This is a genomic window from Streptomyces sp. F001 (assembly GCF_004187715.1).
GTDB lineage: Bacteria > Actinomycetota > Actinomycetes > Streptomycetales > Streptomycetaceae > Streptomyces > Streptomyces flavusporus.
This window is the reverse complement of the sequence record NZ_QZWF01000016.1, coordinates 82,114-107,497: the sequence shown is the minus strand read 5'-3', so window position 1 is coordinate 107,497 and position 25,384 is coordinate 82,114. Positions and strand designations below refer to the sequence as shown.

19 protein-coding genes and 2 pseudogenes are annotated in these 25,384 nt (G+C 71.3%); 11 read left to right on the top strand and 10 right to left on the bottom strand.

Annotation, left to right across the window (positions count from 1 at the left end):
• Positions 1-85: 85 nt before the first annotated feature.
• The 5 genes and pseudogenes from StrepF001_RS34785 to StrepF001_RS34765 all read right to left on the bottom strand — a co-directional run bounded on the left by StrepF001_RS34785 (position 86) and on the right by StrepF001_RS34765 (position 6,067).
• A complete protein-coding gene (locus StrepF001_RS34785) occupies positions 86-2,176 on the bottom strand; it encodes an MMPL family transporter (protein ID WP_129802163.1) in 2,091 nt (696 codons plus the stop codon).
• 314 nt (positions 2,177-2,490) lie between these two features.
• Positions 2,491-3,054, bottom strand: a pseudogene (locus StrepF001_RS34780) (FAD-binding oxidoreductase); the annotation flags it as partial.
• 13 nt (positions 3,055-3,067) lie between these two features.
• Positions 3,068-3,712, bottom strand: a complete 645-nt coding sequence (locus tag StrepF001_RS48620; RefSeq protein WP_240797810.1) for a transposase — start codon at positions 3,710-3,712, stop codon at positions 3,068-3,070.
• Positions 3,713-5,260: 1,548 nt separating this feature from the next.
• A pseudogene (locus StrepF001_RS48615) lies at positions 5,261-5,501 on the bottom strand ((Fe-S)-binding protein); the annotation flags it as partial.
• Positions 5,502-5,563: 62 nt separating this feature from the next.
• Positions 5,564-6,067 (bottom strand): MarR family transcriptional regulator, encoded by a 504-nt coding sequence (locus StrepF001_RS34765; protein WP_129802162.1) that lies wholly within the window; start codon positions 6,065-6,067, stop codon positions 5,564-5,566.
• Between the two features lie 126 nt (positions 6,068-6,193).
• On the opposite strand from StrepF001_RS34765, the gene StrepF001_RS34760 reads away from it, so the two are divergent.
• The 6 genes from StrepF001_RS34760 (at position 6,194) to StrepF001_RS34735 (ending at position 10,751) form a co-directional block, all read left to right on the top strand.
• Positions 6,194-6,709: a YceI family protein gene (locus tag StrepF001_RS34760; protein ID WP_129802161.1), complete on the top strand. Its 516-nt coding sequence runs from the start codon at positions 6,194-6,196 to the stop codon at positions 6,707-6,709.
• Between the two features lie 135 nt (positions 6,710-6,844).
• Entirely contained in the window at positions 6,845-7,234 is a 390-nt protein-coding gene (locus StrepF001_RS34755; RefSeq protein ID WP_206307028.1) for a cell division protein SepF, read from the top strand.
• A 122-nt stretch (positions 7,235-7,356) separates the two neighbouring features.
• Positions 7,357-8,529: an ATP-binding protein gene (locus StrepF001_RS34750; protein ID WP_129802159.1), complete on the top strand. Its 1,173-nt coding sequence runs from the start codon at positions 7,357-7,359 to the stop codon at positions 8,527-8,529.
• On the top strand, positions 8,526-8,861 hold the full coding sequence (locus StrepF001_RS34745) for a nucleotide pyrophosphohydrolase (RefSeq protein WP_129802158.1): 336 nt from the start codon (positions 8,526-8,528) through the stop codon (positions 8,859-8,861). The genes StrepF001_RS34750 and StrepF001_RS34745 overlap by 4 nt, the downstream gene beginning before the upstream one ends.
• A 224-nt stretch (positions 8,862-9,085) precedes the next feature.
• Complete coding sequence (locus StrepF001_RS34740) at positions 9,086-9,556, top strand: DUF6099 family protein (RefSeq protein WP_129802157.1); 471 nt, start codon at positions 9,086-9,088, stop codon at positions 9,554-9,556.
• A gap of 271 nt (positions 9,557-9,827) precedes the next feature.
• Positions 9,828-10,751: an LLM class F420-dependent oxidoreductase gene (locus StrepF001_RS34735; RefSeq protein WP_129802156.1), complete on the top strand. Its 924-nt coding sequence runs from the start codon at positions 9,828-9,830 to the stop codon at positions 10,749-10,751.
• A gap of 81 nt (positions 10,752-10,832) precedes the next feature.
• On the opposite strand, the gene StrepF001_RS34730 is transcribed toward StrepF001_RS34735, so the two are convergent.
• Positions 10,833-11,633: an SAM-dependent methyltransferase gene (locus tag StrepF001_RS34730; RefSeq protein ID WP_129802155.1), complete on the bottom strand. Its 801-nt coding sequence runs from the start codon at positions 11,631-11,633 to the stop codon at positions 10,833-10,835.
• Between the two features lie 161 nt (positions 11,634-11,794).
• Between StrepF001_RS34730 and StrepF001_RS34725 the strand changes: the two genes are divergently transcribed.
• Positions 11,795-13,258 carry a 3' terminal RNA ribose 2'-O-methyltransferase Hen1 gene (locus StrepF001_RS34725; RefSeq protein WP_129802154.1) on the top strand — a complete coding sequence of 488 codons (1,464 nt, stop codon included), beginning with the start codon at positions 11,795-11,797 and terminating at the stop codon, positions 13,256-13,258.
• Entirely contained in the window at positions 13,255-15,831 is a 2,577-nt protein-coding gene (locus tag StrepF001_RS34720; RefSeq protein ID WP_129802153.1) for a polynucleotide kinase-phosphatase, read from the top strand. Before StrepF001_RS34725 ends, StrepF001_RS34720 begins: the two co-directional genes overlap by 4 nt.
• 18 nt (positions 15,832-15,849) lie before the next feature.
• On the opposite strand, the gene StrepF001_RS34715 is transcribed toward StrepF001_RS34720, so the two are convergent.
• The 3 genes from StrepF001_RS34715 to StrepF001_RS34705 form a co-directional block, all read right to left on the bottom strand.
• Positions 15,850-18,828, bottom strand: a complete 2,979-nt coding sequence (locus StrepF001_RS34715) for a tetratricopeptide repeat protein (protein WP_240797807.1) — start codon at positions 18,826-18,828, stop codon at positions 15,850-15,852.
• 164 nt (positions 18,829-18,992) lie between these two features.
• A complete protein-coding gene (locus StrepF001_RS34710) occupies positions 18,993-19,886 on the bottom strand; it encodes an NAD(+)/NADH kinase (protein WP_129802151.1) in 894 nt (297 codons plus the stop codon).
• Positions 19,883-20,953, bottom strand: coding sequence for an SPFH domain-containing protein (locus StrepF001_RS34705; protein ID WP_129802150.1), 1,071 nt, complete (start codon positions 20,951-20,953; stop codon positions 19,883-19,885). Before StrepF001_RS34705 ends, StrepF001_RS34710 begins: the two co-directional genes overlap by 4 nt.
• 121 nt (positions 20,954-21,074) lie before the next feature.
• Between StrepF001_RS34705 and StrepF001_RS34700 the strand changes: the two genes are divergently transcribed.
• The 3 genes from StrepF001_RS34700 (at position 21,075) to StrepF001_RS34690 (ending at position 24,942) form a co-directional block, all read left to right on the top strand.
• Positions 21,075-22,310, top strand: coding sequence for an arginine deiminase (locus StrepF001_RS34700; protein WP_129802149.1), 1,236 nt, complete (start codon positions 21,075-21,077; stop codon positions 22,308-22,310).
• An 88-nt stretch (positions 22,311-22,398) separates the two neighbouring features.
• Positions 22,399-23,406, top strand: a complete 1,008-nt coding sequence (gene argF, locus StrepF001_RS34695; protein WP_129802148.1) for an ornithine carbamoyltransferase — start codon at positions 22,399-22,401, stop codon at positions 23,404-23,406.
• Between the two features lie 102 nt (positions 23,407-23,508).
• Positions 23,509-24,942: an amino acid permease gene (locus StrepF001_RS34690; RefSeq protein ID WP_129802147.1), complete on the top strand. Its 1,434-nt coding sequence runs from the start codon at positions 23,509-23,511 to the stop codon at positions 24,940-24,942.
• Here the strand turns inward: StrepF001_RS34690 and StrepF001_RS34685 are convergent.
• Complete coding sequence (locus tag StrepF001_RS34685) at positions 24,896-25,348, bottom strand: ATP-binding protein (protein ID WP_129802146.1); 453 nt, start codon at positions 25,346-25,348, stop codon at positions 24,896-24,898. The genes StrepF001_RS34690 and StrepF001_RS34685 overlap by 47 nt on opposite strands.
• Between the last annotated feature and the right edge of the window lie 36 nt (positions 25,349-25,384).

Genomic DNA, 25,384 nt, shown 5'->3' with positions numbered 1-25,384 from the left:
CCGTAACGTGTCACTCACATTCACACCGCCATCCTCTGTCGAAGGGGCGTCCCTCTGAAAGAGGGACGCCCCGGTCGGCGAACCGTCACGCGGTGGGGGACAGTTCCCGCTCGACGGAACGCGCCGCCGGCCGCCGGGACAGCGGACCCGGCCACCAGACCTTCCGGCCGAGCGCGAGGCTCGCCGAGGTCACGAGATACGTACGCACCAGGAAGGTGTCCAGCAGCACACCGACCATGATCGTGAAACCGAGCTCGACGAGCTGCACCATCGGCATGTTGGTGAGCACCGCGAAGGTCGCCGCGAGCACCAGGCCCGCCGAGGCGATCACGGATCCGGTCGTCCGCAGCGCGGTCAGCGCGGCGACTGAGGGTTCGGCCCCGTCCAGGCACTCCTCGCGCATGCGGTGCATCAGGAAGATGCCGTAGTCCACCCCGAGGGCGACGAGGAACACGAAGGACAGCAGCCCCAGTCCGGGGTCGGTGCCCTCGAAGCCGAACAGCGGCTCGAAGACCAGACCCGCGATGCCCAGCGAGGCACCCCACACCGCGACGACCGCCGCGAGCAGGATCAGCGGTGCGACCAGGCTGCGCAGCAGGGCGATCAGGATGAGCAGTACGGCGGCCAGGACGATGGGCACGACGACGACACGGTCGTGGTTGTTGGTCTCCTTCAGGTCGAGCTGCTCGGCGCTGGGACCGCCCACGTAGGCGCCCTCGCCGTGCAGTTCGCTCCGCAGCTTCTTGATCGTCTCGGACTCGGCGGGGGTCTGCGGAACCGACTCGGTGATCACGGCGATCTCGGTCCAGCCGCCGCCGGACCGCCCGAGCTCCGCGTTCTCGACGCCCGACGTGCCCCGCACCGTGCCGAGGATCGCGTCCGCCTTGTCGGTCGGCGCGGTGACGACGACGGGTTCCGTGCCGCGTTCGGGGAACGCCTCGGCGAGCGTCTTCATGGCCACCACCGAGTCCGGCGTCTCGGTGAAGGAGTCCTCCTGCTTGAGACTGCCGGGGAGGTTCAGCGTGCCCAGGGTCAGCGCACCCAGCACGACGACACCGCCGAGCAGGACCGTCATCGGCCGGCGGCCCGCGGAGCTGCCCATGGAGGCGAACAGCGAACGGCGCTCCTTGGGCTGCGAACCGTAGGCCGGCACCACCGGCCAGAACACCCGGCGGCCCAGCAGCACGAGCAGGGCGGGCAGCAGCGTCATCATCGCGACCAGCGCACACAGCACGCCGACGGCACCGAGCGGCCCCATGCCACGGCTGCTGCCGAGGTCGGCCGCGAGCAGGCACAGCAGACCGGCGGCGACGGTGCCGGACGAGGCGAGGACGGCGGGGCCGCAGCCGCGCAGCGCGGCCCGCATCGCGTCGTACGGGTGCACGACGCGCCGCAGTTCCTCGCGGTAGCGGGCGACGATGAGCAACGCGTAGTCGGTGCCCGCGCCGAACGCCAGGATCGTCATCACGCTGGAGCTCTGGCTGCTGATGGTGGTTCCGAACAGCTCGTGGAGGCCGTACGCGACGCCCATCGACATGAAGTCGCCGATACCGGCGACGATGAGCGGCACCAGCCACAGGAACGGGCTGCGGTAGATGAGGACGAGCAGGATCGCGACGATGGCGGCGGTGGTGTAGAGCAGCGGACCGCCCAGGGAGCCGTACACCTCGCGCGCGTCGGTGGAGATGGCGTCGGGGCCGCCGACCTTCACGTCGAGTCCGTCACCGCCACGGGTGATGTCCCGCACACCGGCGACGAACTCGTCACGGGCCTCGTCGTCCTGGCCGGGCGCGGTGGTGCTGACGGGGTACATCACCGTGGTGCCGTCCTGGGACGTCACGGCCTGCGGCCCGGCGCTGAGGTCGAAGTCGCCCTCGACCTGCGCGATCTGGTCGGCCGCGGTGGTGCGGTCCGCTTCGGTGAGGCCGCCGTCGCGGTGGTAGACGACGACGATCGATGTGGCCTCACCGCCCGGCAGACTGTCCTGGATCCTGGCCACCTGCGTGGAATCCGCGCTGGTCGGCAGATAGTCGACCGCGCGGTTCACCTGTACGTCCGAGAGCTTGCCCGAGAACGGGGCGATCAGGACCAGTAACCCGACCCACAGGCCGAGCACCGCCCAGGGCAGCGCCCGTCGTCGTGTGCCGCTCCCGCTCTGCTGCGCCGCGCTACCCATGGGGCCGGCCTCCTTCTGGATGTCCGCTGTTCAATCAAAAGTTGTGAGCGCATCCAGGCTTCCGCAGCGAAAGGCACGCTGCGTCGCGCAGAAGGGGGAAAGGGGCGGTACTCCCCGGGGCGTTCCGGGGGTGGCAATACACCCACGGGAGTACGCCGACGAGAGTACCGGCGAAGAAATGCAACGCACAGAAATGGCAGGGAGATCCGAGTGGACGAGCCGAAGAATACCGATCGATTCGCATTCCCGGCACGGCACCGAATTTCATGGGTACGTCGACGGGCGGCCCGGCGGTAATACGTCGGAATCGTCGGTCAAGGTATCGGCGCCAGGACGCGTCGGGTTCGGCGGGCCGGCCGGCGCAGCAGGCCGACGGCGGCTCCCACGGCCAGTCCGGTTCCGGCGAGTGCGAGCGCCTTGGCGGTACGGCCCGGAGGGGCGGGGCGTGTGCCGTACCCTCCGTCCGGGGCGCCCGGCAGCGCGGAGGCCAACAGCTCCGCCAGGTGGACCGCCTCGTGGCCGCCGCTGTCGAACTCGTGGATCTGCGTACGGCAGCTGAAGCCGTCGGCCAGGACGGCCGTCTCCGCATCCGTCGCGCGCAGCCTCGGCAGCAGTACGCGTTCCGCGCACGCCCGGCTGACCTGCAGATGACCCCGCTCGAAGCCGAAGTTCCCGGCCAGCCCGCAGCACCCGGACTCCAGCCGCTCCACATCGGCCCCGGCGCGCCGCAGCAGCTCCCGGTCGGCGTCCCAGCCCAGCACCGCGTGCTGGTGACAGTGCACCTGCGCCAGCGCCCGCGAGCCCGGCACCGGAGGCGGCGCGTAGCCGGGGCTGTGCTCGGTGAGCAGCTCGGCCAGGGGCACCGTCTGGCTGCGCAGCGTCTCTGATCAGCTAAGTGATCCTGTGTGATCCGCAGGTTGTGGGATCGGTTGGATCGTTTTCCACCGTGGTGGGGTGGCGTGGGCGTGCAGGTGGAATCCTGCGCCCAGTGCCGCCCCTTGGGGCCTGTGCCGGCGGGTGGTGGGTGTGCTGATCGTCGTCACGCCCTGGTGCCGGTGGGCTGCGCGGGGCAGCCGCGTCCGGCCCGGTGGTGCGTGTCCCTCCGGACGCTTGCCTGCCGGGCCCGAGGGGCCGGTGGGGGAGGGTGCCCTGCGTCGCCTGGGCGCGGGGCGTGGGGTGCGGCGCCGGGTGGGCCCGGTCTTGGACCGGTCTCGGCGAGTGTGTGGGGTGGCCGGTTCGACCACCGCGGTGGCTTCGAGTGCGTCGACCACGCTGCGGATGGCCATGGCGCCGCTGGCGCGGTCGGTGGCGGTCTTGGTCTGGTGGGTCAGGCCGCGGGCGGCGATGCTCCCCCAGAGGGGGCACCCCCAGCCAGGCGCCCATGTCGCGGTCGCCCTGCCAGCCGCACTCGGGGTTCGGGCACAGGGCCCATTTCCAGCCGGGTGTGGTGGGCCGGTCGGGGGCTTTTCGGTGGCGCAGCGGGACGAGGCAGCGGGGGCAGCGCCGGGAAGTATTGCGGGGCGGGACGGTGACCACGGCGATGCCGCCTCGGCGGCCAGGTGCCGCATCCGGTCCACGATCTGCCCGCGGACCTGCTGGGACAGGCGGGTGTTGAGGCTGCGGCCCATGCCCCGGGCCTCCAGCGAGCGCAGGTCCTCGACGTAGATGACGCTCGCACCGGCGGTGATGGCCTGGTCGACCGTCCACCGTGCGGCGGACCAGGCCAGGGCGTCGTTGAGGTGGGAGCGCCGGTCCGACACGTGCCGGATCTCCTCGGCCAGCACGGCGTGCCTGCCGGTCAGGGAATGGCTGTCGGTGTCGTTGATGAGCCGCTGGTAGTGGGCGGCTTTGGCGTGCAGGTACTCGCACACGCGGCGCAGCCGGTGCTGCTTGGCCAGCACACCGGCCGGGCGGAACTGGGCACCGGCCCCGACAGCGGTGATCTTCCCGTCGTCGTGCAGCCGGACGGCGCCCGCGCTGAGCAGGGTGTTCAGGCCCCAGTCCACGCCGAGTGCGATGGTGTGCCCGGTGCGCCGGGCCTTCGGCACGGCGTGGGTGAAGGCGAGGTCGGCGTGGACCCGGCCGGAGCGGGTGCGCAGGGTGGGCAGGTGCAGTACCGCGCCGGGCGGGACGGTCGGCGGGAGTGTGATCGGGCAGGCCACCCACGTCCAGTCCCGGTAGGAGCGCGGGTCGGGGCGGGTGGGCAGCTGCAACCGCAGCAGCGCCCGGCCCGGATCGTCGGCGCGGACGATGGTCGCCTGCTGCCCGTCACAGGCCGACAGCAACAGCATCCGCGCCGCGTCGGGTGCGGCCTCCAGCTCGAACACGTCAGCCGGCATGCGGCCGCGCCTGTGCTGGAAGGCGGCGATCTGCCGGGTCCGGCACCTGATGATGCTGGAGGGCAGGTGCCGGCCGTCGGGGACGGCCTCACGGACGGCATCCCACTCGCCCGGGGTGCGCCTGCCTGGATCGGCGGGCCACGTCGCGAGGACTCCCGTGGTCAGGTCGGCCCGCCACTTCGCCGACCGCAGCAGGCGCCCGGCCTGCTCCTGGGCCATGCGCATCATCCGGTCATTGACACGGATGCCCTCCGGCGGGCTGATCGTCCAGCCCAGGCGCCGCAGTGCCATCCACGCGTTCGTCGGCAGCGCCCTGCCCCCGGCATCCACACCAGCGGCCAGCGCGTCCACGTCGGCGGCGTTCCAGCACGCGGCCAGCAGCCCGGCGGCCATGTGGGACACCAGATCGGCCGCCCACCCGACCCTCCCCCAGCTCTCGGCTTCGCTCGAGCCGGGGGGACCCCCATCGCCAGGGCCGCGGCCGACAGCACCTCGCCCGTCTTCTCCACCACGCCCGTCCGCAGCAGACCACGGGCACAGGCGGGGCGGACCGTCTCGCCCTCACCGAGCGGCAGCCTCCGGCTCACCGGCCCCCCTTCCCTTACCCGTGGTGCTGTCATCCGATCAACGACACGCCCACGGAAAGGTCACGCATTCGATCCACGCACTCACATACGACACCGGTATCAGTGCCTGCCCCATGACACACCACTACGGATCACCACGGATCCCAAAGGAAACACGGGAGCCTGCGCACGTCGTGGTCCCTGGGGAAGAGCTCTCCGGCGTCGGCCCGGAAGACGGCCGTGCAGCTCGGTTCCAGGCCGGCCATCAGCCCGGAGATGCCCGGCGAGGCGCCGCACTGTGCGGGCCAGGATGCGCTCGGCGGTGCCCAGTTGGCCTGTGGGGATCCAGGTCGGCTCGCAGCACAGCGGCTCGTCGGGGACGGCGACCTGCCGGCCCGCGTGCTCCAGCAGCCGTACCGCCCCGCTCACCTGTGCCGATGAGGTGCCGTTCCTTGAAGCCGGCCTGATCCGCCGGGCAGGCCCTACTCGCCCCTCGCCTCGCCAGTGAGCCCCGGCAGCAGGCCGGACAACGCCTCCTGTTCGGCCTGTCCGACGCAGGTGGCCAGGGCCTCGGTGACCGTCTCCGCCAGGGCCCCGGACGCCTCCTCCAGCAGACGCCGGGCCTGGTCCGTGACGGTGACCTCGATGCCCCGCCGGTCTCCGCAGGCCGACCGGCGGGTGACGAGACCGGCGCGCTGGAGGCAGGCGATCTGGTAGGTGAGCCGGGTCTTGGGACGGCCCAGCAGTTCCGCGATCCGTGTCATGCGCAGGCCGCCCTCGGGCTGCTCGGCGAGCAGGCACAGCACCAGGAACTCGTCGTGGGACACGTCGAGCCGTTCCTTCACCACCGACCGCAGTCGCTGCTCCACGGCCCCCATCGTGGCCCGCATCAGCATCCAGGCGCGCAGCTCCGGCGGCAGCAGGCCGCCGCCCTGTGCGGACGGGCATGCGGGCAGGTCAGCGGGGTGCTTGGCGGGGTCGGCCATGGTTTCGAGTGTACCTGTCGTCCAATTTTGGACGAGGAAGTTGTTCAGATTTGGACAGTCGGCTAGCGTGAGGTCATCCAAATTTGGAGTACTCATGCGGAGTACCCGGCCGACAGGAGAACGATCATGAGCGTCGCCGTGGAAACCGGCCTGTGGCAGCTCGACACCACCGCCTCCACCGTCGCCGTGCGGCACAAGACGTTCTGGGGCCTGGTCACCGTCAAGGGCGCCTTCGGGACCGTCAGCGGCCGGGGTGAGGTCCGCCCCGACGGCACCGCCACCGGCACCCTCACCCTGGATGTGGCCTCCCTCGACACCAAGAACGCCAAGCGCGACACGCACCTGCGGTCCGCCGACTTCTTCGACGCCGACAGCCACCCGGAGATCACCTTCGTCGCCCGCGAGGCCCAGCTGCGCGACGGTGACAAGGTGCACGTCAACGGTCAGCTCACCGTGCTCGGCGTCAGCAGGCCGCTGACCTTCGTCGGCCGCCTCCTCGGGGCCGACGCCGAACAGGTCACGCTGGATGCGGAGTTCACCGTGGACCGGGACGAGTTCGGCATGACCTGGAACCAGCTGCGCATGATGGGCGGCCTGACCACGGTCGCGACCACGCTCCGCTTCACCCGCGCCGCCGCCTGAAGGAACTAAGCCGCAACTCCGGAGGAAAGGGCCGCAAAATCGTCGCAGACCGTGTCGCTGTTCGGCCGAACGGGTGACTTGCCGTAAGAATTGCCTGGTGCAGGCGACGAGTGCGAGTCAGATCGGGGGGAGCCGGTGAACAGCCACGACGTCACCGATGAACAGTGGGAAGGACTCGCCCAGGTCGTTCCGTTGCGCGGCCGCGATGCCTGGCCGTCCGCCGTGGACCACCGGGCGCTGCCGGAGGCGGAGACCGAGACGCGCCGTCGTTTCGTCGTGCTCCGGGTCAATGTGTTCGGGGACGCCCGCGAGGTCGCCGAGACGCTGATGGCAGGCATCCCGGTGCTGCTGGACCTGACCGGCGCCGAGACGGAGGTCGCCAAGCGGGTCCTGGACTTCAGCACGGGCGTCGTCTTCGGCCGGGGCAGCGGAATGCACCGCGTGGACCGCAACGTGTTCCTGCTGACGCCGCCCGGTACCGAGGTGCAGGGTCTGATGGAGGGCGCGGGTGTGTCCGGCCCGTGAGGGTCGGCGCACACCGGGCGGGCACCCCCTGGGGGTGACATCGCTCCCGTACGGTCGCCCGATCGTAGGAAGGTCCCGGAGGCGGAACGGTTCGTCCGATCATGGAGTCCTACGGTCCGGATATGTCCGTGTCATCCATGACGTCCGCGTCCGGCATCTCCACCCCGCCCCGCCCCGGGTCGCCGGACCGGCCGCACGTCACCGAGCTGCGACTCTCCGCCTTCGCCGGACACCGCGGTGCCGTACTCCCGCTCGGCCCGCTCACCCTGCTCGCGGGGCTCAGCGGCTCCGGCAAGACGAGTGCGCTGCGGGCGTACGACGCACTGGCCCGGCTCGGTGGTGGCGCCGAACTCGGCGAGGCGTTCCCCGCCCCGGCCGCCTGCGTGCCCGAACGCGCCCGGCCCGACGCCCAGCGCCGCCGCGGGTTCCGCATCGGCTGCACGGCCGACGGCCCCGAGGGCCCGGTCCGGCTCGACGTCGCCGTCCAGGCCGAACCCGACCTGCGTGTCGTGGGGGAGCGGCTGTCGGCCGACGGCGTGGTCCTGCTGGAGACCGCCCTGCGCGACCCGGGCCGGCGCGCCGTACAGGCCGCCTGGCACACGGCCGGCTCGGCGCCGGTGACCCGCGCCCCGCTGCCCGACGACCGGCTCGGCACCGCGCTGCTGCCGCTACGGGTGGCCGGCAAGACCGACGGACAGCGGCGCGTCCTCGCCGCCGCCGAACAGATGGTCGTCGCCCTGCGCTCCGTCTTTTCCTGCGACCCGCGGCCGGAACGCATGCGCCTCCCCGTGCCGATGGGCTCCGGCCGGCTGCTCGGCGGCTGCGACAACCTGGCCGACGTCCTGTGGCGCACCCGCGCGGAGTGCGCCCGGCGGCATGCGCAGCTCGTCGCCGCGGTGCGCGCGGGATGCGCCGGAACCGTCGCGGAGGTCCTCGCCGAACCGCTCGGCGCCGGCACGGTCCGCGCGGTGCTGGACCGGGGCGACGGCATCCGGACCGCCCTCGAACGGCTCGGGGACGGTGAGCTGCGATACCTCGCCCTGACCTTGGTGCTGCTCACCGGCCCGGGCGTCCTGGAGGTCGACCCGGCCGGCGAGGTGCCGGCGGCCATGCAGACGCTCACCGTCCTCGCCGACGGCTTCGACCGCGCACTCGACCCACGGCAGTGCGGCGAACTGCTGCGGCTGGCGGCGCGGATGTGCGAGCGCGGGCACATCCGCCTGGTCGGCGCGGTGAGCGACGCGTCCTGGGCGCAGGGGACGGACGGAGTCACGGTGGTACACCTTGACGCGTGACTGAAGCCCTGGACGTGGCGAAGCTTCAGCGCAGGCTGGCCGAGTTCGCCGCCGCGCGCGACTGGCAGCGCTACCACACGCCCAAGAACCTCGTGGCCGCGCTCAGTGTGGAGGCCTCCGAACTGGTCGAGATCTTCCAGTGGCTGACGCCGGAGGAGTCGGCCCGCGTCATGTCCGACCCCGACACCGCGCACCGCGTCACGGACGAGGTGGCCGACGTCCTTGCGTATCTGCTCCAGCTGTGCGAGGTGCTCGGCATCGACCCGCTGGCCGCGCTCGACGCGAAGATCGACCGCAACGAGCGGCGGTTCCCGGCACCGGACGGCCCCTGACCCCGCTCCGGTTCCGGGCGGAAGATCTCAGGCTCCCGGCCCGGGCGAGGAGCCGAAGGCTCCACTTTCACTCTCCGCAGTTGAAATCTGAACAGCATTCGAATTGTTGTCCACAGATTTCCGTCTTCCTCTGGCTTTTCGTCTCACGCTCCCTCACTCTGGGTAGTGGACAAGGGAGTTCGGGCGACGTGCTGAGAGCGCGGCGGGACAGACGGGGGCAGCGCATGGATGCGGTGCGGCTCATCCTGACGAGCAGGCGTGCCCTGGCGGCAAGCGGCGATGTGGCTCAGATCATGACGGAGGTGTGGCAGGCGCAGGCCCTGGCCCAGGCGATCGGCAGCCGGCTCGCGGTCTCCGGACCGCCCGAACTGCGCGGTGAGGCACTGGGGTTGACCGAGCTGGCGGGCAGAGGCTGCGGCGTGCTCGACACGCCGGAGCTCGACACGGGTGAGCTGCGCGCGGCCCAGCTCACCGAGCTGGGTGACGCCCGGCAGGCTCTGCTGCACCTCGGCGGCCTGCTCGGCGAGGTCGGCATCGCCCTCGTCGGCATCGTCTGCTCCGCGCCCGACGAGGGCACGTACTGGCAGTGCATGGAGGCCATCGACGCGGCGGACGAGTCACGGGACCGGGTGCTGGAGATGCTGCGCAAGCTGGCAGACCGGCAGGAGGTGGTGCCGGAGCGGGAGGCGGGCTAGGGGCCTGTCCGGCGGATCAGGTCGCAGGAAAGCGACAGTGACTGATCGGCGCAGGTGAGCGGGGCGTGGTGCGTCCAGCTGCAAGGCGGGGGAGGGAGTCGACGCGATGGGGGTCCCCCCGCTCGAGCGAAGCCGAGAGTGGGGGAGGGCGTGCCGGACCCCGCGTCTGCGGCATGAGCCGCCGGACAGGCTCTAGGCAGGTCGGACATGGCGGCCTCCTCGGCGGTGGGTCCAATGACGCCGTGCGGAGGGCAAGGGGCAGGATGGAAATATGGATCTTCGAATCTTCACCGAGCCCCAGCAGGGGGCGAGCTACGACACCCTGCTCACCGTGGCGAAGGCCACCGAGGACCTTGGCTTCGATGCCTTCTTCCGTTCCGATCACTATATGAGGATGGGCTCCGGGGACGGCCTCCCCGGCCCCACGGACGCCTGGATCACCCTCGCCGGCCTCGCCCGCGAGACGAAGCGCATCCGGCTCGGCACGCTGATGACCGCCGGCACCTTCCGGCTGCCCGGCGTCCTTGCCATTCAGGTCGCCCAGGTCGACCAGATGTCCGGCGGCCGTGTCGAATTCGGCCTGGGTGCCGGCTGGTTCGCCGAGGAGCACGCCGCGTACGGCATCCCCTTCCCGAAGGAGAGGTTCGGCCGTCTCGAGGAGCAGCTGGAGATCGTCACCGGGCTGTGGGCGACGGAGGTCGGCCGGACCTTCGACTTCCACGGGAAGTACTACGAGCTCAAGGAGTCGCCGGCGCTGCCCAAGCCCGCCCAGCCGAAGATCCCCGTACTCGTCGGCGGCCACGGCGCCACCCGCACCCCGCGGCTGGCTGCGAAGTACGCCGACGAGTTCAACATGCCGTTCGCCTCCGTCGAGGACAGCGAGCGCCAGTTCGCCCGGGTCCGCGCCGCCGCGGAGGAGGCCGGCCGCAAGGGCGACGACCTTGTGTACTCCAACCTCCTGGTGGTCTGCGTCGGCAACAACGACCAGGAGGTGGCCCGCCGCGCCGCCGCGATCGGCCGCGAGGTCGAGGAGCTGAAGACCAACGGCCTGGCGGGCACACCGGCTGAGGTGGTCGACAAGATCGGCCGCTACACCGAGATCGGCGCCCGGCGGATCTACCTCCAGGTACTCGACCTGCACGACCTGGACCACCTGGAGCTGATCTCCGCTCAGGTCCAGTCGCAGCTGTCGTAACGTTCGTACGACCGATCGACAGACCGACGGATCGGCAACCCGGCGGATCGGGCCGTGCAGTGCGATCCGCCGGGCCGGCGGTCATGGCTTGCGTGCAACTCCTGCGTACAGCGGGATTTCTTCACCGCCGTGCCGGTCACCGAGCTCGGGATGCCACTGAGCCGCGAGCACGACACCGGGGTCCACCCATTCGAGTCCCGTGAAGAATCCGGAGAATTCACCGCGCGAGCGCACCTGCGCCGACGTGCCGCCCTTGCGGTACACCTCGACGACGCGCTCCCAGGTCTCCGGGTCGTAGTCCCCCGTCGCATGGGAAAGCGTCAAGTAGCTTCCGGGCGCGAGTGGTTCGAGCAACTCACGCACGATCCGGCCGGGCTCGTCCTCGTCCGCCACCAGATGCAGGAGAGCCACGAGGGACAGCGCGATCGGCTCCGCGAAGTCGAGGGTTTCCCGCGCCGCCGCGAGGATCTTTCCCGATTCCCGCACATCGCCCTGGACGTAGGCGGTCTTTCCCTCCGGTGTGCTGTGCAGCAGGGCTTCGGCGTGCCTGAGGACGATCGGATCGTTGTCCGCGTACACCACACGAGCGTCCGGGACGATGCCCTGCACGATCTGGTGGAGGTTCGGCTCGGTCGGTATTCCGGTTCCGATGTCGAGGAACTGGCGGACACCTCGCTCGGCCAGCAGCCGGGAGGCACGGTGCATGAACCAGCGGTTGGTCCGCGCCATGTCCCGGACGGCGGGGAAGAGGGATATGACCTGCTCGGCCGCTGCCGAGTCGACCGGATAGTTGTCCTTCCCGCCGAGGAAGTAGTCGTACATACGGGCAGAGTGGGGCTTGCTGGTGTCGATACGGTCCGCGCCTGGCCCGGCCTCTGTCACGTGAGCCCTCCGCTTCTGTGGGTGCGTGGGCGCCCATGCCGTCTGTCCCTCGAACGCCCGGTCGACCGGGAGGCTAGCGAAAATTCCCGAGTGCTGCCGATGCCCGCTCTGTACGGTGTGCGTATCCGCAGTTCAGACCACTACTCCGAGGCCAGTCCACCGTGTTCCTGACGATCAGCACCACCGGCACCCCGGAGCGCCCCGCCACCGACCTCGGCTTCCTGCTGCACAAGCACCCCGAGAAAGCGCAGGCGTTCTCCACCTCCTACGGCACCGCGCACGTCCTCTACCCCGAGGCGGACGCCGAGCGCTGCACGGCGGCGCTGCTGCTGGAGGTCGACGCGGTGGCGCTGGTCCGGCGCGGGAAGGGCAAGGGCCGGGGCGGGGCGCCCGACGCGGCGCTCGCGCAGTACGTCAACGACCGCCCCTACGCCGCCTCTTCGCTGCTGGCCGTGGCGCTGAGCGCCGTCTTCTCCAGCGCGATGCGAGGCGTGTGCAATGCCCGGCCCGAGCGGGCCGTACAGTCGCTGCCGCTGCGTATCGAGGTGCCGGCACTTCCGGCCCGGGGCGGCCCGGATCTCGTACGACGGCTCTTCGAGCCGCTCGGCTGGGCGGTGGACGTCGAGCCTGTGCCGCTGGACGTGCAGTTCCCGGAGTGGGGCGACTCGCGCTACGTACGGCTCCTGCTGGAGTCGGAGACGCTGACCCTCGCCGAGGCACTGCGCCACCTGTACGTCCTCCTCCCCGTCCTCGACGACGCCAAGCACTACTGGGTCTCCTCCGACGAGGTCGACAAGCTGCTGCGGGCCGGTGAGGGCTGGCTGCCCGACCACCCGGAGCAGAAGCTGATCACCAGCCGGTATCTGTCGCGCCGCTGGTCGCTGACCCGGCAGGCGATGGAGCGGCTGGAGCTGGTGCGGCTCGCGGAGGCCGACGACAGTGAGGTCGAGGAGATCGACAACGCCGTGGAGGCCGAGGGCGAGGCCGAGGAGAAGCCGACGCCGCTCGCCGTGCAGCGACGGGACGCGATCGTCGCGGCTCTGCACGCGTCCGGTGCCGCGCGGGTCCTCGACCTCGGCTGTGGTCAGGGCCAGCTGGTGCAGGCGCTGCTGAAGGACCCGCGGTTCACCGAGATCGTCGGCGTGGACGTGTCGATGCGGGCGCTCACCATCGCGTCCCGGCGGCTGAAGCTGGACCGGATGGGGGAGCGGCAGGCCTCGCGCGTGAAGCTCTTCCAGGGCTCCCTCGCCTACACCGACAACCGGCTCAAGGGATACGACGCCGCCGTGCTCAGCGAGGTGATCGAGCACCTCGACCTGCCCCGGCTGCCCGCGCTGGAGTACGCGGTGTTCGGCGCCGCCCGCCCTCGGACGGTCCTCGTGACCACGCCGAACGTCGAGTACAACGTCCGCTGGGAATCCCTCCCGGCCGGTCACGTCCGGCACGGCGACCACCGCTTCGAGTGGACACGGGACGAGTTCCGGCAGTGGGCCGGACAAGTCGCCGAACGGCACGGCTACGAGGTGGAGTTCGCGCCCGTCGGACCCGACGACCCCGAGGTGGGGCCGCCCACCCAGATGGCTGTGTTCACGATCAGGACCACGAAGGAGGAGAAGGCCGCATGACCGTCGACACCAAGGGGCGCACCCTGCCCGTCACCGACCTCTCCCTCGTGGTGCTGATCGGCGCCTCCGGCTCGGGCAAGTCCACCTTCGCCCGTCGGCACTTCAAGCCGACCGAGGTGATCTCGTCCGACTTCTGCCGGGGGCTCGTCTCCGACGACGAGAACGACCAGGGCGCCACCCGGGACGCCTTCGACGTCCTGCACTACATCGCGGGCAAGCGCCTGGCCGCCGGCCGCCGCACGGTCGTCGACGCCACCAGCGTGCAGCCGGACGCCCGACGGCAGCTGATCGAGCTGGCCAGGCAGTACGACGTGCTGCCCATCGCCATCGTGCTCGACGTGCCGGAGCAGGTGTGCGCCGAGCGCAACGCGGCCCGTGTCGACCGGGCCGACATGCCGCGCCGGGTCATCCAGCGGCACACCCGCGAACTCCGCCGTTCCCTGCGCCACCTGGAGCGCGAGGGCTTCCGCAAGGTGCACATCCTGCGCGGAGTGGAGGACGTCGAGAACGCCACGATCGTCACCGAGAAGCGCTTCAACGACCTCACCCACCTCACCGGCCCCTTCGACATCATCGGCGACATCCACGGCTGCTCCGCCGAACTGGAGTCGCTGCTGGGCAAGTTGGGGTACGTCGACGGAGTGCACCCCGACGGCCGTACCGCCGTCTTCGTCGGTGACCTCGTCGACCGCGGGCCGGACAGCCCCGGTGTGCTGCGCCGTGTGATGTCGATGGTGACGTCGGGCAACGCCCTGTGCGTGCCCGGAAATCACGAGAACAAGTACGGGCGGTACCTCAAGGGCCGCAAGGTCCAGCACACGCACGGGCTCGCCGAGACCATCGAGCAGATGGAGGGGGAGAGCGAGGAGTTCCGGCAGCAGGTACGGGAGTTCATCGACGGGCTCGTCAGCCACTACGTCCTCGACGGCGGCAGGCTGGTGGTCTGCCACGCCGGTCTGCCGGAGAAGTACCACGGCCGGACGTCCGGCCGGGTCCGCTCGCACGCGCTGTACGGCGACACCACGGGGGAGACCGACGAGTTCGGGCTGCCGGTGCGCTACCCGTGGGCGGAGGACTACCGGGGCCGGGCGGCGGTGGTCTACGGCCACACTCCCGTCCCGGAGGCCACCTGGCTGAACAACACCATCTGCCTGGACACCGGTGCCGTCTTCGGCGGCAAGCTCACTGCGCTGCGCTGGCCGGAGCGGGAACTGGTCGACGTACCGGCGGAGCGCGTCTGGTACGAGCCGGCCAAGCCGCTGCGCTCGGAGGCGCCGGGCGGGCAGGACGGGCGGCCGCTGGACCTGGCCGACGTACAGGGACGGCGGGTCGTGGAGACCCGGCACGCCGGGCGGATCTCCGTCCGCGAGGAGAACGCGGCGGCGGCCCTGGAGGTCATGAGCCGTTTCGCCGTCGACCCGCGGCTGCTGCCGTTCCTCCCGCCGACGATGGCGCCGACGGCCACCTCTCACGTGGAGGGCTATCTGGAGCACCCGGCCGAGGCCTTCGCGCAGTACAAGGACGACGGTGTCGCCCGAGTCGTGTGCGAGGAGAAGCACATGGGCTCGCGGGCGATGGCGCTGGTCTGCCGGGACGCGGAGGCGGCGCGGAAGCGGTTCGGGGATGGGGGCACCTCCCGCTCGAGCGGAGCCGAGAGTGGGGGAGGGCCGACCGGGTCCCTCTACACCCGGACCGGCCGTCCGTTCTTCGACGACGAGGCGGTCACGGAGGAGATCCTCGGCCGGCTGCGGACGGCCGTCGGCGAGGCGGGCCTCTGGGACGAGCTGGAGACCGACTGGCTGCTGCTGGATGCCGAGCTGATGCCGTGGTCGCTGAAGGCGTCCGGGTTGCTGCGCAGCCAGTACGCGGCGGTCGGCGCCGCCTCCGGGGCGGTGTTCCCGGGCGCGCTGACCGCGTTGGAAGGTGCGGCGGCCCGCGGCGTCGACGTGGCCGGCCTCCTGTCCCGCCAGCGTGAACGGGCAGCGGACGCCGCCGCGTTCACCGAGGCGTACCGCCGCTACTGCTGGACCACGGACGGCCTGAACGGCGTCCGCCTGGCCCCGTTCCAGATACTCGCGGTTCAGGGCCGCAGCCTCGCCGGACTGCCGCACGACGAACAGCTCGCCCTGCTCGACCGGCTCGTCGAGCACGACGGCAGCGGACTGCTCCAGACCACCCGGCGCCTGTACGTCGACACGGGTGACCCGGAGTCGATCCAGGCCGGCGTCGACTGGTGGCTGGAGATGACCGGCCGCGGCGGCGAGGGCATGGTCGTCAAGCCGCTCGGCGCGCTGGTCCGCAGTGACCAGGGCCGCCTGGTGCAGCCCGGCATCAAGTGCCGGGGCCGCGAGTACCTGCGGATCATCTACGGTCCCGAGTACACCCGACCGGAGAACCTCGCCCGCCTCCGCTCCCGCTTCCTCAACCACAAGCGCTCGCTCGCGATCCGCGAGTACGCGCTCGGCCTGGAGGCACTGGACCGGCTGGCGGAGGGCGAGCCGCTGTGGCGGGTGCACGAGGCGGTGTTCGGAGTGCTGGCGCTGGAGTCGGAGCCGGTGGATCCGCGGCTGTGAGGCGTTGGTGCGGTCGGCTCAGCGCGACGTATGTGCGCGGATGAGTCGGCTGCACTGGCGTGCGCGGTCTGCGCACGGATGGTCCAGGGCCGCGAGTTCGGCCAGATAGAGGAGCAGATCGGTGATGGCGTCCTGGTCGGGGGCGTCCGCCAGGAACGCCTCGGTGACCTCCGTGACGTCGGTCTCCGGTTCGAGGAGCAGGACGCGGAAGAGGGCGAAGAACCTGGTGGCGTCGGTCTTCGGCGGGTTCACCGGAGTGGCTAGTAACTCCGTCCAGGCGTGCGTGCATGCCTCGAGCCCCCGGGTCATCGTGTCCAGCATGAGCTGCTCGAACGCATAGCCGGCGTCGTCAGGTCTGGCCGTGACAGCGCCGACGAGGTCCTCCCGTGCCGACGCGAACTGCCCCGCGGCACGACGGGCCACGCCCCGTTGGCAGAGGGCCCACGTGCCGTCGGCGTTGAGGTCGAGGCAGGCGCTGAAGTCGGCCACGGCCTCCTCAATGCGGCCCGCCTGGCGGTGGGCTTCTCCGCGTTGGGAGAGTGCCCAGGGGTAGTCGGGTTCAAGGTCGAGTGCGGCGGTGAGGTCTGTGACGGCCTGGTCGTAGCGGCCGGCCATGCGGTGGGCGCATCCCCGGCGGGCGAGTGCCCAGGCGTAGTCGGGATCGAAGTCGAGTGCGGCGGTCAGGTCCGCGACTGCCTGGTCGTAACGGTTCGCTCCGTGGTGGGCTGCTCCACGTTGGGCGAGCGCCCAGGGGTAGTCGGGTTTGAGGTCGAGTGCGGCGGTGAGGTCGGCGACGGCCTGGTCGTAGCGCCCCGCCATGCGGTGCGTCTGACCGCGAGCACCGAGCGCCCAGGCCTGGTCGGGATTGAGGTCGAGGGAGGCGCTGAAGTCGGCCACGGCCTCGTCGTAACGGTCCGCTCCGTAGTGGGCTGCTCCGCGTTGGGCGAGCGACCAGGCATCGTCGGGGTCAAGGGCGAGTGCTGCGGTGAGGTCGGCGATGGCCTCCTCGTAGCGGTCGGCCATGCGGTGGGTCTGACCACGGGAACCCAGCACCCATGCGACGGTGGGGTCGATGTCGAGTGCCGCGGTGAAGTCCGTGACAGCCTCGTCGTAGCGACCCGCCTGGTAGTGGGTCTGACCGCGGGAGCCAAGTGCCCAGACATCATCGGGGTCGAGGTTCAGCGCGGCGGTCAGGTCTGCGACGGCCTGATCGAGGCGGCCGGCACTGCGGTGGGCGTCTCCCCGACGGGCAAGCGCCCAGGCGTAGTCCGGGTCGAGGTCGAGCGCGGCCGTCAGGTCGTTGATCGCCTGGTCGTCGTTGCCGCGCCAGCGGTGCACGTTGCCGCGGAAGGCCCAAGCGCGGGCGTTGCCGGAATCGACGGCGACGGCACGGTCCAGTTCGGCGATGGCTTCCTCATCGCGGTCGGCGAGAGACAGGCGCTGCCCCCGATAGGCGTGCGCCCATGCCCGAGCCGTGCTGCCCAGTTGGCCGTGCGCCAGCAGCGCCGTGAGGGCCGCCAGAGCGGGTTCGTCGTCGGCCACGGCGTTCTGCAGACGGTCCGCCCAGGACTGCAGAGTCGGCTCGGCGGTGTCGCGTGCCGCCTGCCCCAGGGTGTCGGTCCACTGCCGCAGGATCGCCGTCTCCTGGCCCGCGGCCTGGACGGCCTGCTCCAGTGCGGCCGCCAAGTGGGCCGCGGGGTTGGCACACAGCCGGTGGTACGTCTCGTCCAGGCGGTGCCGGCGCCACAGCGGATCCGCCCACCGTTTCGACTCGGCCAGCCCCTGCTCGGCGTCGGTGCGCCACGCGGCATGGGTGTCGGCGAGGCGGAGGTGCGCCGCGGTCCAGCGCTGCGGGGAGCGGGTGCGCTGCTGGCGGACCATGCTCGCCCGTACCACCGCGTGGTACTGCTTGAAGTCGCCGTGGCCGCTGACGAACGGCTGCCCGCACAGCCACCCCCACAGCCCGCGTGCGTCCTCCGGCGCGGCGGCGGCGAACACGTCCTCGTTGAGCTGCGGTGCCAGCGCGCACGCGAGGACCGTCTCCCGCTGCCCCGGGTCCGCGATCCACTGCACGAACCGCTCGACGGCCCGGTCCACCACGTCCCCGTCGGCGTCCACGTCCTCGGCGGCCCCTGGCCGGGCCAGCGCCAGCAGCTCCACCAGCAGCGGCAGTCCCATCGACAGATGCAGGACCGCCTCCACCACCCCCGGCTCCGTCACCCCCCGGGCCGCCAGCAGCTCTCGTGTCTCCGCCTCGGTGAACACCTCCAGCGGCACCTCCGTCACCTCCGCGCGCAGCTGCGCCCAGTCACGCTCCGCGAGGTCGTCCCGCCCGGCCAGAACGACCATCACGTTGACCGGCAGCGGCCCGAAGGCGTCGTCCACCAGATCGCGCAGCCAGCCGTCCAGATAGCGGCCGGTCTGCTCCCAGGTGTCGAGGAACAGCACCACCCATGGGTACGCACGGCACAACCGCCCCAGCTCGGCGACGAAGGCCCGGCTGACCTCGGTTGCATCGCCCCCGCGGCCCTGGCGTCCCCGGGCCCGGATCCCGGCCCGCAGCCGGTCCAGACCCTGGGCTGCGGTGTCCGGGTTCGCCATCGCGGTCACCACACCGGCCCCCGGCAGCAGCGCCGCCGCGCCCAGCGCCGCCTGCGCCACCACCCGGCTCGACACGGACGCCTCGCCCTCCGCGGCCCCGGCACCGTCCGCCGGTATCGGCTCGGCAGCCGCCTCCTGCTCCCGGCGGTACTGCTCGGCAGCCCGGTCGAACTCCTTGAGCGGACCGGCCTTCTCGGCGAGCTGCCGGGCCAGCTCGGCCAACGTCTCGGGGACGCCGTGGACGTCGTTCTCGTCCACCACCGCCGTCACCGCACCGGCCTGCCGGGCGGCCTCCCGCCACTGCCGCAGCAGCGTGGACTTGCCCACCCCGCCCACTCCGCGCACATGGAACAGGAAGTGCGCCGGGTCGTTCTCCGACTCCGGGTCCTTCGCCAAGTTCTGTACGAACAGGGCGCGTTGGGATCGCCGTCCGACGAACTGCGCCTGCGCGCGCTGCCGTATGAGCTCACCTCGCGACCGCCCCCGGCGCCTTGCCCCCGGCATGGCTTCACCCCCTGCCCGGCTGTCCCGTCGGCGTCGGCCCGCCCGTAGTATGCCCGTCAGCCCACCAGTCGGAGCCGCTCCCGGCACACTCCGACCCGCACCGACTGACCCCACGTCAGCTCCACGGCGTCGGACTCCATCCCGTCCCCGAAGGCGATCAGCCGCTCGGACTCGACGGTGAGACTCAGCCGCGAGGAAGCCGACAGTTCCCCGGCCACCAGTGACGTACCGGTGGCCGGGGAGGGCCATGCCTCTCGTACGAACCACAGCAGGCGGTCGTCGGTGGGGCGGGGGAGCCGAAGGCCGCTGGAGCGCTCCTGCCACACCGACCGGAGCCATCCGGTGGCCCCGGTCCCGGTGCCGATGAGCACACCGGAGGAGGCCTGGGCCTCGACGACACCGCCGTCGTCCTCGAGGCCCAGGCGGTATCGGGCCGTCTGGTGTCCGGCTGCTCCCAGATAGATCTCGTTGAGTGCGACAAGCCGTTGGGTGTCGTCGGCGACCGCTTCGACCATGGTGAGTTCGTCCGTGGCCGCCGTGGTCGCGGACGGCAGCAGCTTCGCCGCGTCTGCGGGGCGGTGCCGGACCAGGACACCCGGATTGCGGTCGGGGTCCGGATCGAACCCCAACACCGGCTGTCCCGCCAGGTACTTGGCGACGTTCGCCACCAGTCCGTCCTGACCGACCACGACCACCACGTCCTCCGGCGCGAACAGGAAACGGTCCAAGTCGGCCCGTTCGACCTGCGCCTGACGCCAGGTCAGAGGAATCGCGGACGTGACCTCGGCCAGCGTGCGGCGGGTGCGGTGGTGCCGGTCCGCGAGCTCCTCGATGTCCCGGCCGCGGGAGCGGAGGAAGAAGGCGGCCTGGCCGTGCGTACCGTGCCGGGCCACCAACTCCTCGTACTCCGTGGTGCGACGGACGAGGACGGCCCGCGGGGCGAGACTCACGCCCGCGTCCCGTCGCCGAGCCGGGCGAGCAGCCCCGTGACGACATCGGGCGAGATGGTGACGCTGTCGATGTGCGGCAGGTTCTCCGCCAGCCTGCTGCCGGTCAGAGCATGCAGTATCGATACATCGACACCCGCGTGCACCTGCAGCCACGCCGCCTGCGCCGTGGCCCGCGCCGCACCGACCTCACGGGCACCCTCGGCCTCCGCGCGGGCCAGCCGTACGGAACGGGCCGCCTCCGCCTCCGCCAGCTTTACCGTCCGTGCCGCTTCCGCCTCCGCCAGGGTCACCGTCCGCGCCGCCTCGGCCTCGGCCCGTACCGCGTCCGCCGCCGCATGCTCCTCGGCCTCACGGCGTGCGTTCGTGCCCCGCTGGTCGACCAACTGCTCCTCGCGGCGGGCGAGTTCGATCCGGCTGGCCAGCTCGTTCTCGGCGATGGCCCGCTCCCGCTCGACGGCCACGGCCCTCCGCTCGTACGTCGCCCGGTCGGCCTCCTGCTGGATCTGCTCCCGGGCGGGCGTGCGCAGGGCCCGCTCCACCTCCGGCTCCGGGCGCAGGGCGACGACGCGTACGGCGACCACCTCGAGGCCCGTGGCCGGCGGCCGGGGTTCCGCCGCCAGCCCCGCCGCTACGCGTTCGCGCACTGCCGTCACCCCGTCCACCAGCGCCGACGACAGCGACGTACGGGCGAGGACGTCCAGCGCATGCTGCTGGGCCGTCTCCGTCAGCAGCGTGCCCAGCTGCTCCAGGGGAGCGCCCCGCCAGACTCCGGTGTCCGGGTCGACGGAGAAGTCGAGGCGGGCGGCCGCGAGGGCCGGGTCGGCGATCCGGTAGGTGACCGTCGCCTGCACCGTGACGTCCTGGAAGTCGGACGTGCGAGCGTGGAAGGTCATCGCCAGTTCGCGGTCGTCGACCGGCACCTCGGAGAGTGCGGCGGTCAGGGAGCGGAACCAGAAGCTCAGTCCCGGGCCGTCGTGCACCAGCTTGCCGGAGCGATGGTGGCGGATGTGTGCCGTCGGAGCGCCGCGCAGATGGCGCCACCCAAGGCGCCGGGTGATGTCGGCCATGAGACCCCCTCGCTTTTCGTCAAATGGACGATAACTGCTCCGATTGATTGTCGTCAAGGGGACGAAAACGGAAACGGTCGAGCAGGGGGTGAAGGCGGTCCTCGATGGCCAGGATGGAGTCATGGGATTCCATGTCGACTCCGAGGCCGGGCGGCTGCGCCGCGTCATCCTGCACCGGCCCGATCTCGAGCTCAAAAGGCTCACGCCCAGCAACAAGGACGCCCTGCTCTTCGACGACGTCCTGTGGGTCCGCCGGGCGCGGGCCGAGCACGACGGGTTCGCCGACGTGCTGCGCGACCGGGGCGTCACCGTCCACCTGTTCGGCGATCTGCTCACCGAGGCCCTGGAGATCCCGGCGGCCAGGAAGCTCGTCCTGGACCGGGTCTTCGACGAGAAGGAGTACGGGGTGCTCGCCACCGACCACCTCCGTGCCGCCTTCGAGGGTCTGCCCTCGCGCGAGCTGGCCGAGGCCCTCGTCGGCGGCATGACCAAGCGGGAGTTCCTGGAGGCGCACCCCGAACCGACCTCCGTGCGCTTTCATGTCATGGAGCTCGACGACTTCCTCCTCGCCCCCCTGCCCAATCACCTCTTCACCCGTGACACCTCCGCCTGGATCTACGACGGGGTCTCCGTCAACGCCATGCGCTGGCCGGCCCGCCAGCGCGAGACGGTGCACTTCGAGGCGATCTACCGGCACCACCCGCTCTTCCGCGACACGGGCTTCCACGTCTGGTCCGAGGGGCAGGCCGACTACCCGTCCACCATCGAGGGCGGGGACGTCCTGGTGATCGGGAGCGGCGCCGTCCTCATAGGTATGAGCGAGCGGACGACGCCACAGGCCGTCGAGATGCTCGCGCACAAGCTGTTCGCCGCGGGCTCCGCGCAGACCATCGTGGCCCTCGACATGCCCAAGCGGCGCGCCCTGATGCACCTCGACACCGTGATGACGATGGTCGACGGTGATGTTTTCACCCAGTACGCGGGGCTCGGCATGCTCCGCTCGTACACCATCGAGCCGGGCGTCGGCGAGAAGGAGCTCAAGGTCACCGACCACCCTCCGGAGCACATGCACCGGGCGATCGCCGCCGCGCTGGGCCTGAGCGAGATCCGGGTCCTGACCGCGACCCAGGACGTGCACGCGGCCGAGCGCGAGCAGTGGGACGACGGCTGCAACGTCCTCGCCGTCGAGCCGGGCGTCGTCGTCGCCTACGAGCGGAACTCCACCACCAACACGCATCTGCGCAAGCAGGGCATCGAGGTGATCGAGATCCCGGGCAGCGAGCTGGGCCGGGGCAGGGGTGGGCCGCGGTGCATGAGCTGTCCGGTCGAACGGGATGCCGTACAGGAATCCTCGTAGGAATCCCCGTAGGAATCCTGGTGCATAGAAATGTCGACAGTCGTATAGACTTCCAGGAGTCCGTGTACCCGTCACTCTGGAGCGCCCGATGGCGACAGCCCCGACCTCACTCGCCGGCCGCCACTTCCTCAAGGAGCTGGACTTCACCGAGGACGAGTTCCGCGGCCTGATCGAGCTGGCCGCGGAGCTGAAGGCCGCCAAGAAGGCCGGGGCCGAGACCCAGTACCTGCGGGGAAAGAACATCGCGCTGATCTTCGAGAAGACCTCGACGCGCACCCGCTGTGCCTTCGAGGTCGCGGCCGCCGACCAGGGCGCCTCGACCACGTACCTCGATCCCTCAGGTTCGCAGATCGGGCACAAGGAGTCCGTGAAGGACACCGCCCGCGTCCTCGGCCGGATGTTCGACGCCATCGAGTACCGGGGGGACAGCCAGGCCAATGTCGAGGAGCTGGCGGCGTACGCGGGCGTGCCCGTCTACAACGGACTCACCGACGACTGGCACCCCACCCAGATGCTCGCCGACGTGCTCACCATGACCGAGCACAGCGCCCAACCGGTCAAGGAGATCGCCTTCGCCTACCTCGGCGACGCCCGCTTCAACATGGGCAACTCCTACCTGGTCACCGGCGCCCTGCTCGGCATGGACGTCCGTATCGTCGCCCCGAAGTCCTACTGGCCCGCCCAGGAGATCGTCGACCGGGCCCGCGCGCTCGCCGAGACCAGCGGCGCCCGCATCACGCTCACCGAGTCCCTGGAAGAGGGCGTCCGGGGCGCCGACTTCGTCGCCACGGACGTCTGGGTCTCCATGGGGGAGCCCAAGGAGGTCTGGGACGAGCGGATCGCCGCCCTCGGGCCGTACGCCGTGACCATGGACGTCCTGCGCGCCACCGGCAACCCGGACGTGAAGTTCCTGCACTGCCTGCCCGCCTTCCACGACCTGGGCACCAAGGTCGGCCGCGAGATCCACCAGCGGCATGGCCTCGAGTACCTGGAGGTCTCGGACGAGGTCTTCGAGTCCGCCCACTCGGTCGTCTTCGACGAGGCGGAGAACCGGCTGCACACCATCAAGGCCGTGCTGGTGGCCACGCTGGCCTGACCAGCGCCTTATGCTGTCCGGCGGCCCGGAGCCACCCCTTCCGCGGCCGCCGCGCGACCTGACCCGGTCGCACCCGCACCACCAGAAACGAGCACCACCCGTATGCCCCGCATCAAGTCCCCCGCCCTGCTGGTGGCCGATTCCGGCGCCGACCGCGAAGGTCACGGCCTGAAGCGCACCATGGGCCTGTTCCAGCTCATCTGCTTCGGCGTCGGCGCCATCGTCGGCACCGGCATCTTCGTCGGTCTGTCCGACTCGGTGGCCCAGGCCGGCCCCGCCGTCGTCATCTCCTTCGTGCTCGCCGCGATCACCTGTGTGTTCACCGCGTTCGCCTTCGCCGAGCTGGGCGGCGCGATCCCCGTCTCCGGCTCCTCGTACTCCTTCGCCTACGCGGGCTTCGGCGAGACCACGGCCTTCCTGGTCGGCTGGTGCCTGCTTCTGGAGTACGGCGTGTCGGTGTCCGCCGTCGCGGTCGGCTGGAGCCAGTACGTCAACGAACTCCTCGACAGCCTCATCGGCCTGCAGCTGCCCGCCGCGCTCTCCGCGAGCCCCGGCGACGGCGGAGTCGTCAACCTGCCCGCGGTCCTGGTCATCGCCATGGCCGCCGTCCTGCTGGTGCGCGGTGTGCGCGAGAGCGCCCGGGCGACCGCCGCCATGGCGGCGCTCAAGCTCGCCATCCTCGTCGCGTTCTGCGCGATCGGCTTCAGCGCCTTCCAGGACGGCAACCTCGTGCCGTTCGCCCCGGCCGGACTGGCCGGCATCGGCGCGGGCACCACGGCCGCCTTCTTCTCGTACATCGGCTTCGATGCGATCACCACCGCCGGTGAGGAGGCGAAGAACCCGCGCCGGGACATCCCGGTCGCGATCCTCGTCTGCATCGGCCTGGTCACCCTGCTGTACTGCGCGGTCGCCCTGGCCGCGATCGGCGCCGTCGGCGGCGACGAGGTCGGCGGCCGGCCCGCCGCGCTGTCGTACGTCGTCGACCAGGTCACCGGCTCCGGCGTCGGCGGCACAGTGATCGCCTTCGGCGCGGTCGTGGCCATCGCCTCGGTGGTGCTGGCGGTGATGTACGGCCAGAGCCGCATCCTGATGTCGATGTCCCGGGACGGGCTCGTCCCGCGCGTCTTCGAGAAGGTGTCGCCGAGGACCGCCACGCCGGTCGCCGGCACCCTGATCATCGCCGTGGTCTTCGCCGTCCCGGCGGCCTTCGCGTCGCTGGACTCCGTGGTCAACCTGTGCACCATCGGCACGCTCGCCGTCATGGCCGTGGTCAATGTCGCGGTGATCGCCCTGCGCCGCCGCGAGCCGGACCTGCCGCGCACCTTCCGGGTGCCGCTGTACCCCGTGCTGCCGCTGCTCGGCGTCGCCTTCTGCCTGTACCTGATGTACGAGACCGGCCGGGCGACCTGGATCCAGTTCGCGGTGTTCCTCGCGGCGGGGCTCCTGGTGTACGTCGGCTACGGGCGCCGCAACTCGCGGCTGACCGAGGTTACGCCGGACGAGGACGCCACTGACGAGGTACTGCAGGGAGTCTGAACCACACCGCCTTGCCGGACTCGGTGGGGCGGTGACCGCAGGAGGCGCTGAGGGTGCGGATCAGCAGCAGACCGCGCCCGTGCTCCTGCCACGGGTCGGGCGGGCCGTCGTCGGGCCGGGTGAGGTCGCCCGGCGGCGCCGGGTCCGGGTCGTGCACCTCCACCTGGCAGGCGGTCGGCAGCAGCTCCAGCACCAGCTCTATCGGCGCGTCCCCGGCGGTGTGCTCCACGGCGTTGGCGACCAGCTCCGCCGTGAGCAGCTCCGCGGTGTCACTGTCGGCGCCGTGCTCCAGCTCGGCCAGCGCGGAGCGGACCAGCGCGCGCGCCACGGGCACGGCCGCGGCGGAGTGCGGCAGTGCGACACGCCAGGAGGCGGAGGGGCGTTCGTGCAAGGCGAGTCCGTTCATGGAGCAGGCTCCTGGGGCCGACATTCAGGCTGTCCT

What these genes read in the sequence shown, in the direction of transcription:
- StrepF001_RS34785 (WP_129802163.1), bottom strand. Translation starts at nt 2,176, where the DNA reads ATGGGTAGCGCGGCGCAGCAGAGCGGGAGCGGCACACGACGACGGGCG.
- StrepF001_RS34765 (WP_129802162.1), bottom strand. Translation starts at nt 6,067, where the DNA reads ATGGCCGACCCCGCCAAGCACCCCGCTGACCTGCCCGCATGCCCGTCC.
- StrepF001_RS34760 (WP_129802161.1), top strand. Translation starts at nt 6,194, where the DNA reads ATGAGCGTCGCCGTGGAAACCGGCCTGTGGCAGCTCGACACCACCGCC.
- StrepF001_RS34750 (WP_129802159.1), top strand. Translation starts at nt 7,357, where the DNA reads ATGTCCGTGTCATCCATGACGTCCGCGTCCGGCATCTCCACCCCGCCC.
- StrepF001_RS34740 (WP_129802157.1), top strand. Translation starts at nt 9,086, where the DNA reads ATGGATGCGGTGCGGCTCATCCTGACGAGCAGGCGTGCCCTGGCGGCA.
- StrepF001_RS34735 (WP_129802156.1), top strand. Translation starts at nt 9,828, where the DNA reads ATGGATCTTCGAATCTTCACCGAGCCCCAGCAGGGGGCGAGCTACGAC.
- StrepF001_RS34720 (WP_129802153.1), top strand. Translation starts at nt 13,255, where the DNA reads ATGACCGTCGACACCAAGGGGCGCACCCTGCCCGTCACCGACCTCTCC.
- StrepF001_RS34705 (WP_129802150.1), bottom strand. Translation starts at nt 20,953, where the DNA reads ATGGCCGACATCACCCGGCGCCTTGGGTGGCGCCATCTGCGCGGCGCT.
- StrepF001_RS34700 (WP_129802149.1), top strand. Translation starts at nt 21,075, where the DNA reads ATGGGATTCCATGTCGACTCCGAGGCCGGGCGGCTGCGCCGCGTCATC.
- argF (WP_129802148.1), top strand. Translation starts at nt 22,399, where the DNA reads ATGGCGACAGCCCCGACCTCACTCGCCGGCCGCCACTTCCTCAAGGAG.
- StrepF001_RS34690 (WP_129802147.1), top strand. Translation starts at nt 23,509, where the DNA reads ATGCCCCGCATCAAGTCCCCCGCCCTGCTGGTGGCCGATTCCGGCGCC.
- StrepF001_RS34685 (WP_129802146.1), bottom strand. Translation starts at nt 25,348, where the DNA reads ATGAACGGACTCGCCTTGCACGAACGCCCCTCCGCCTCCTGGCGTGTC.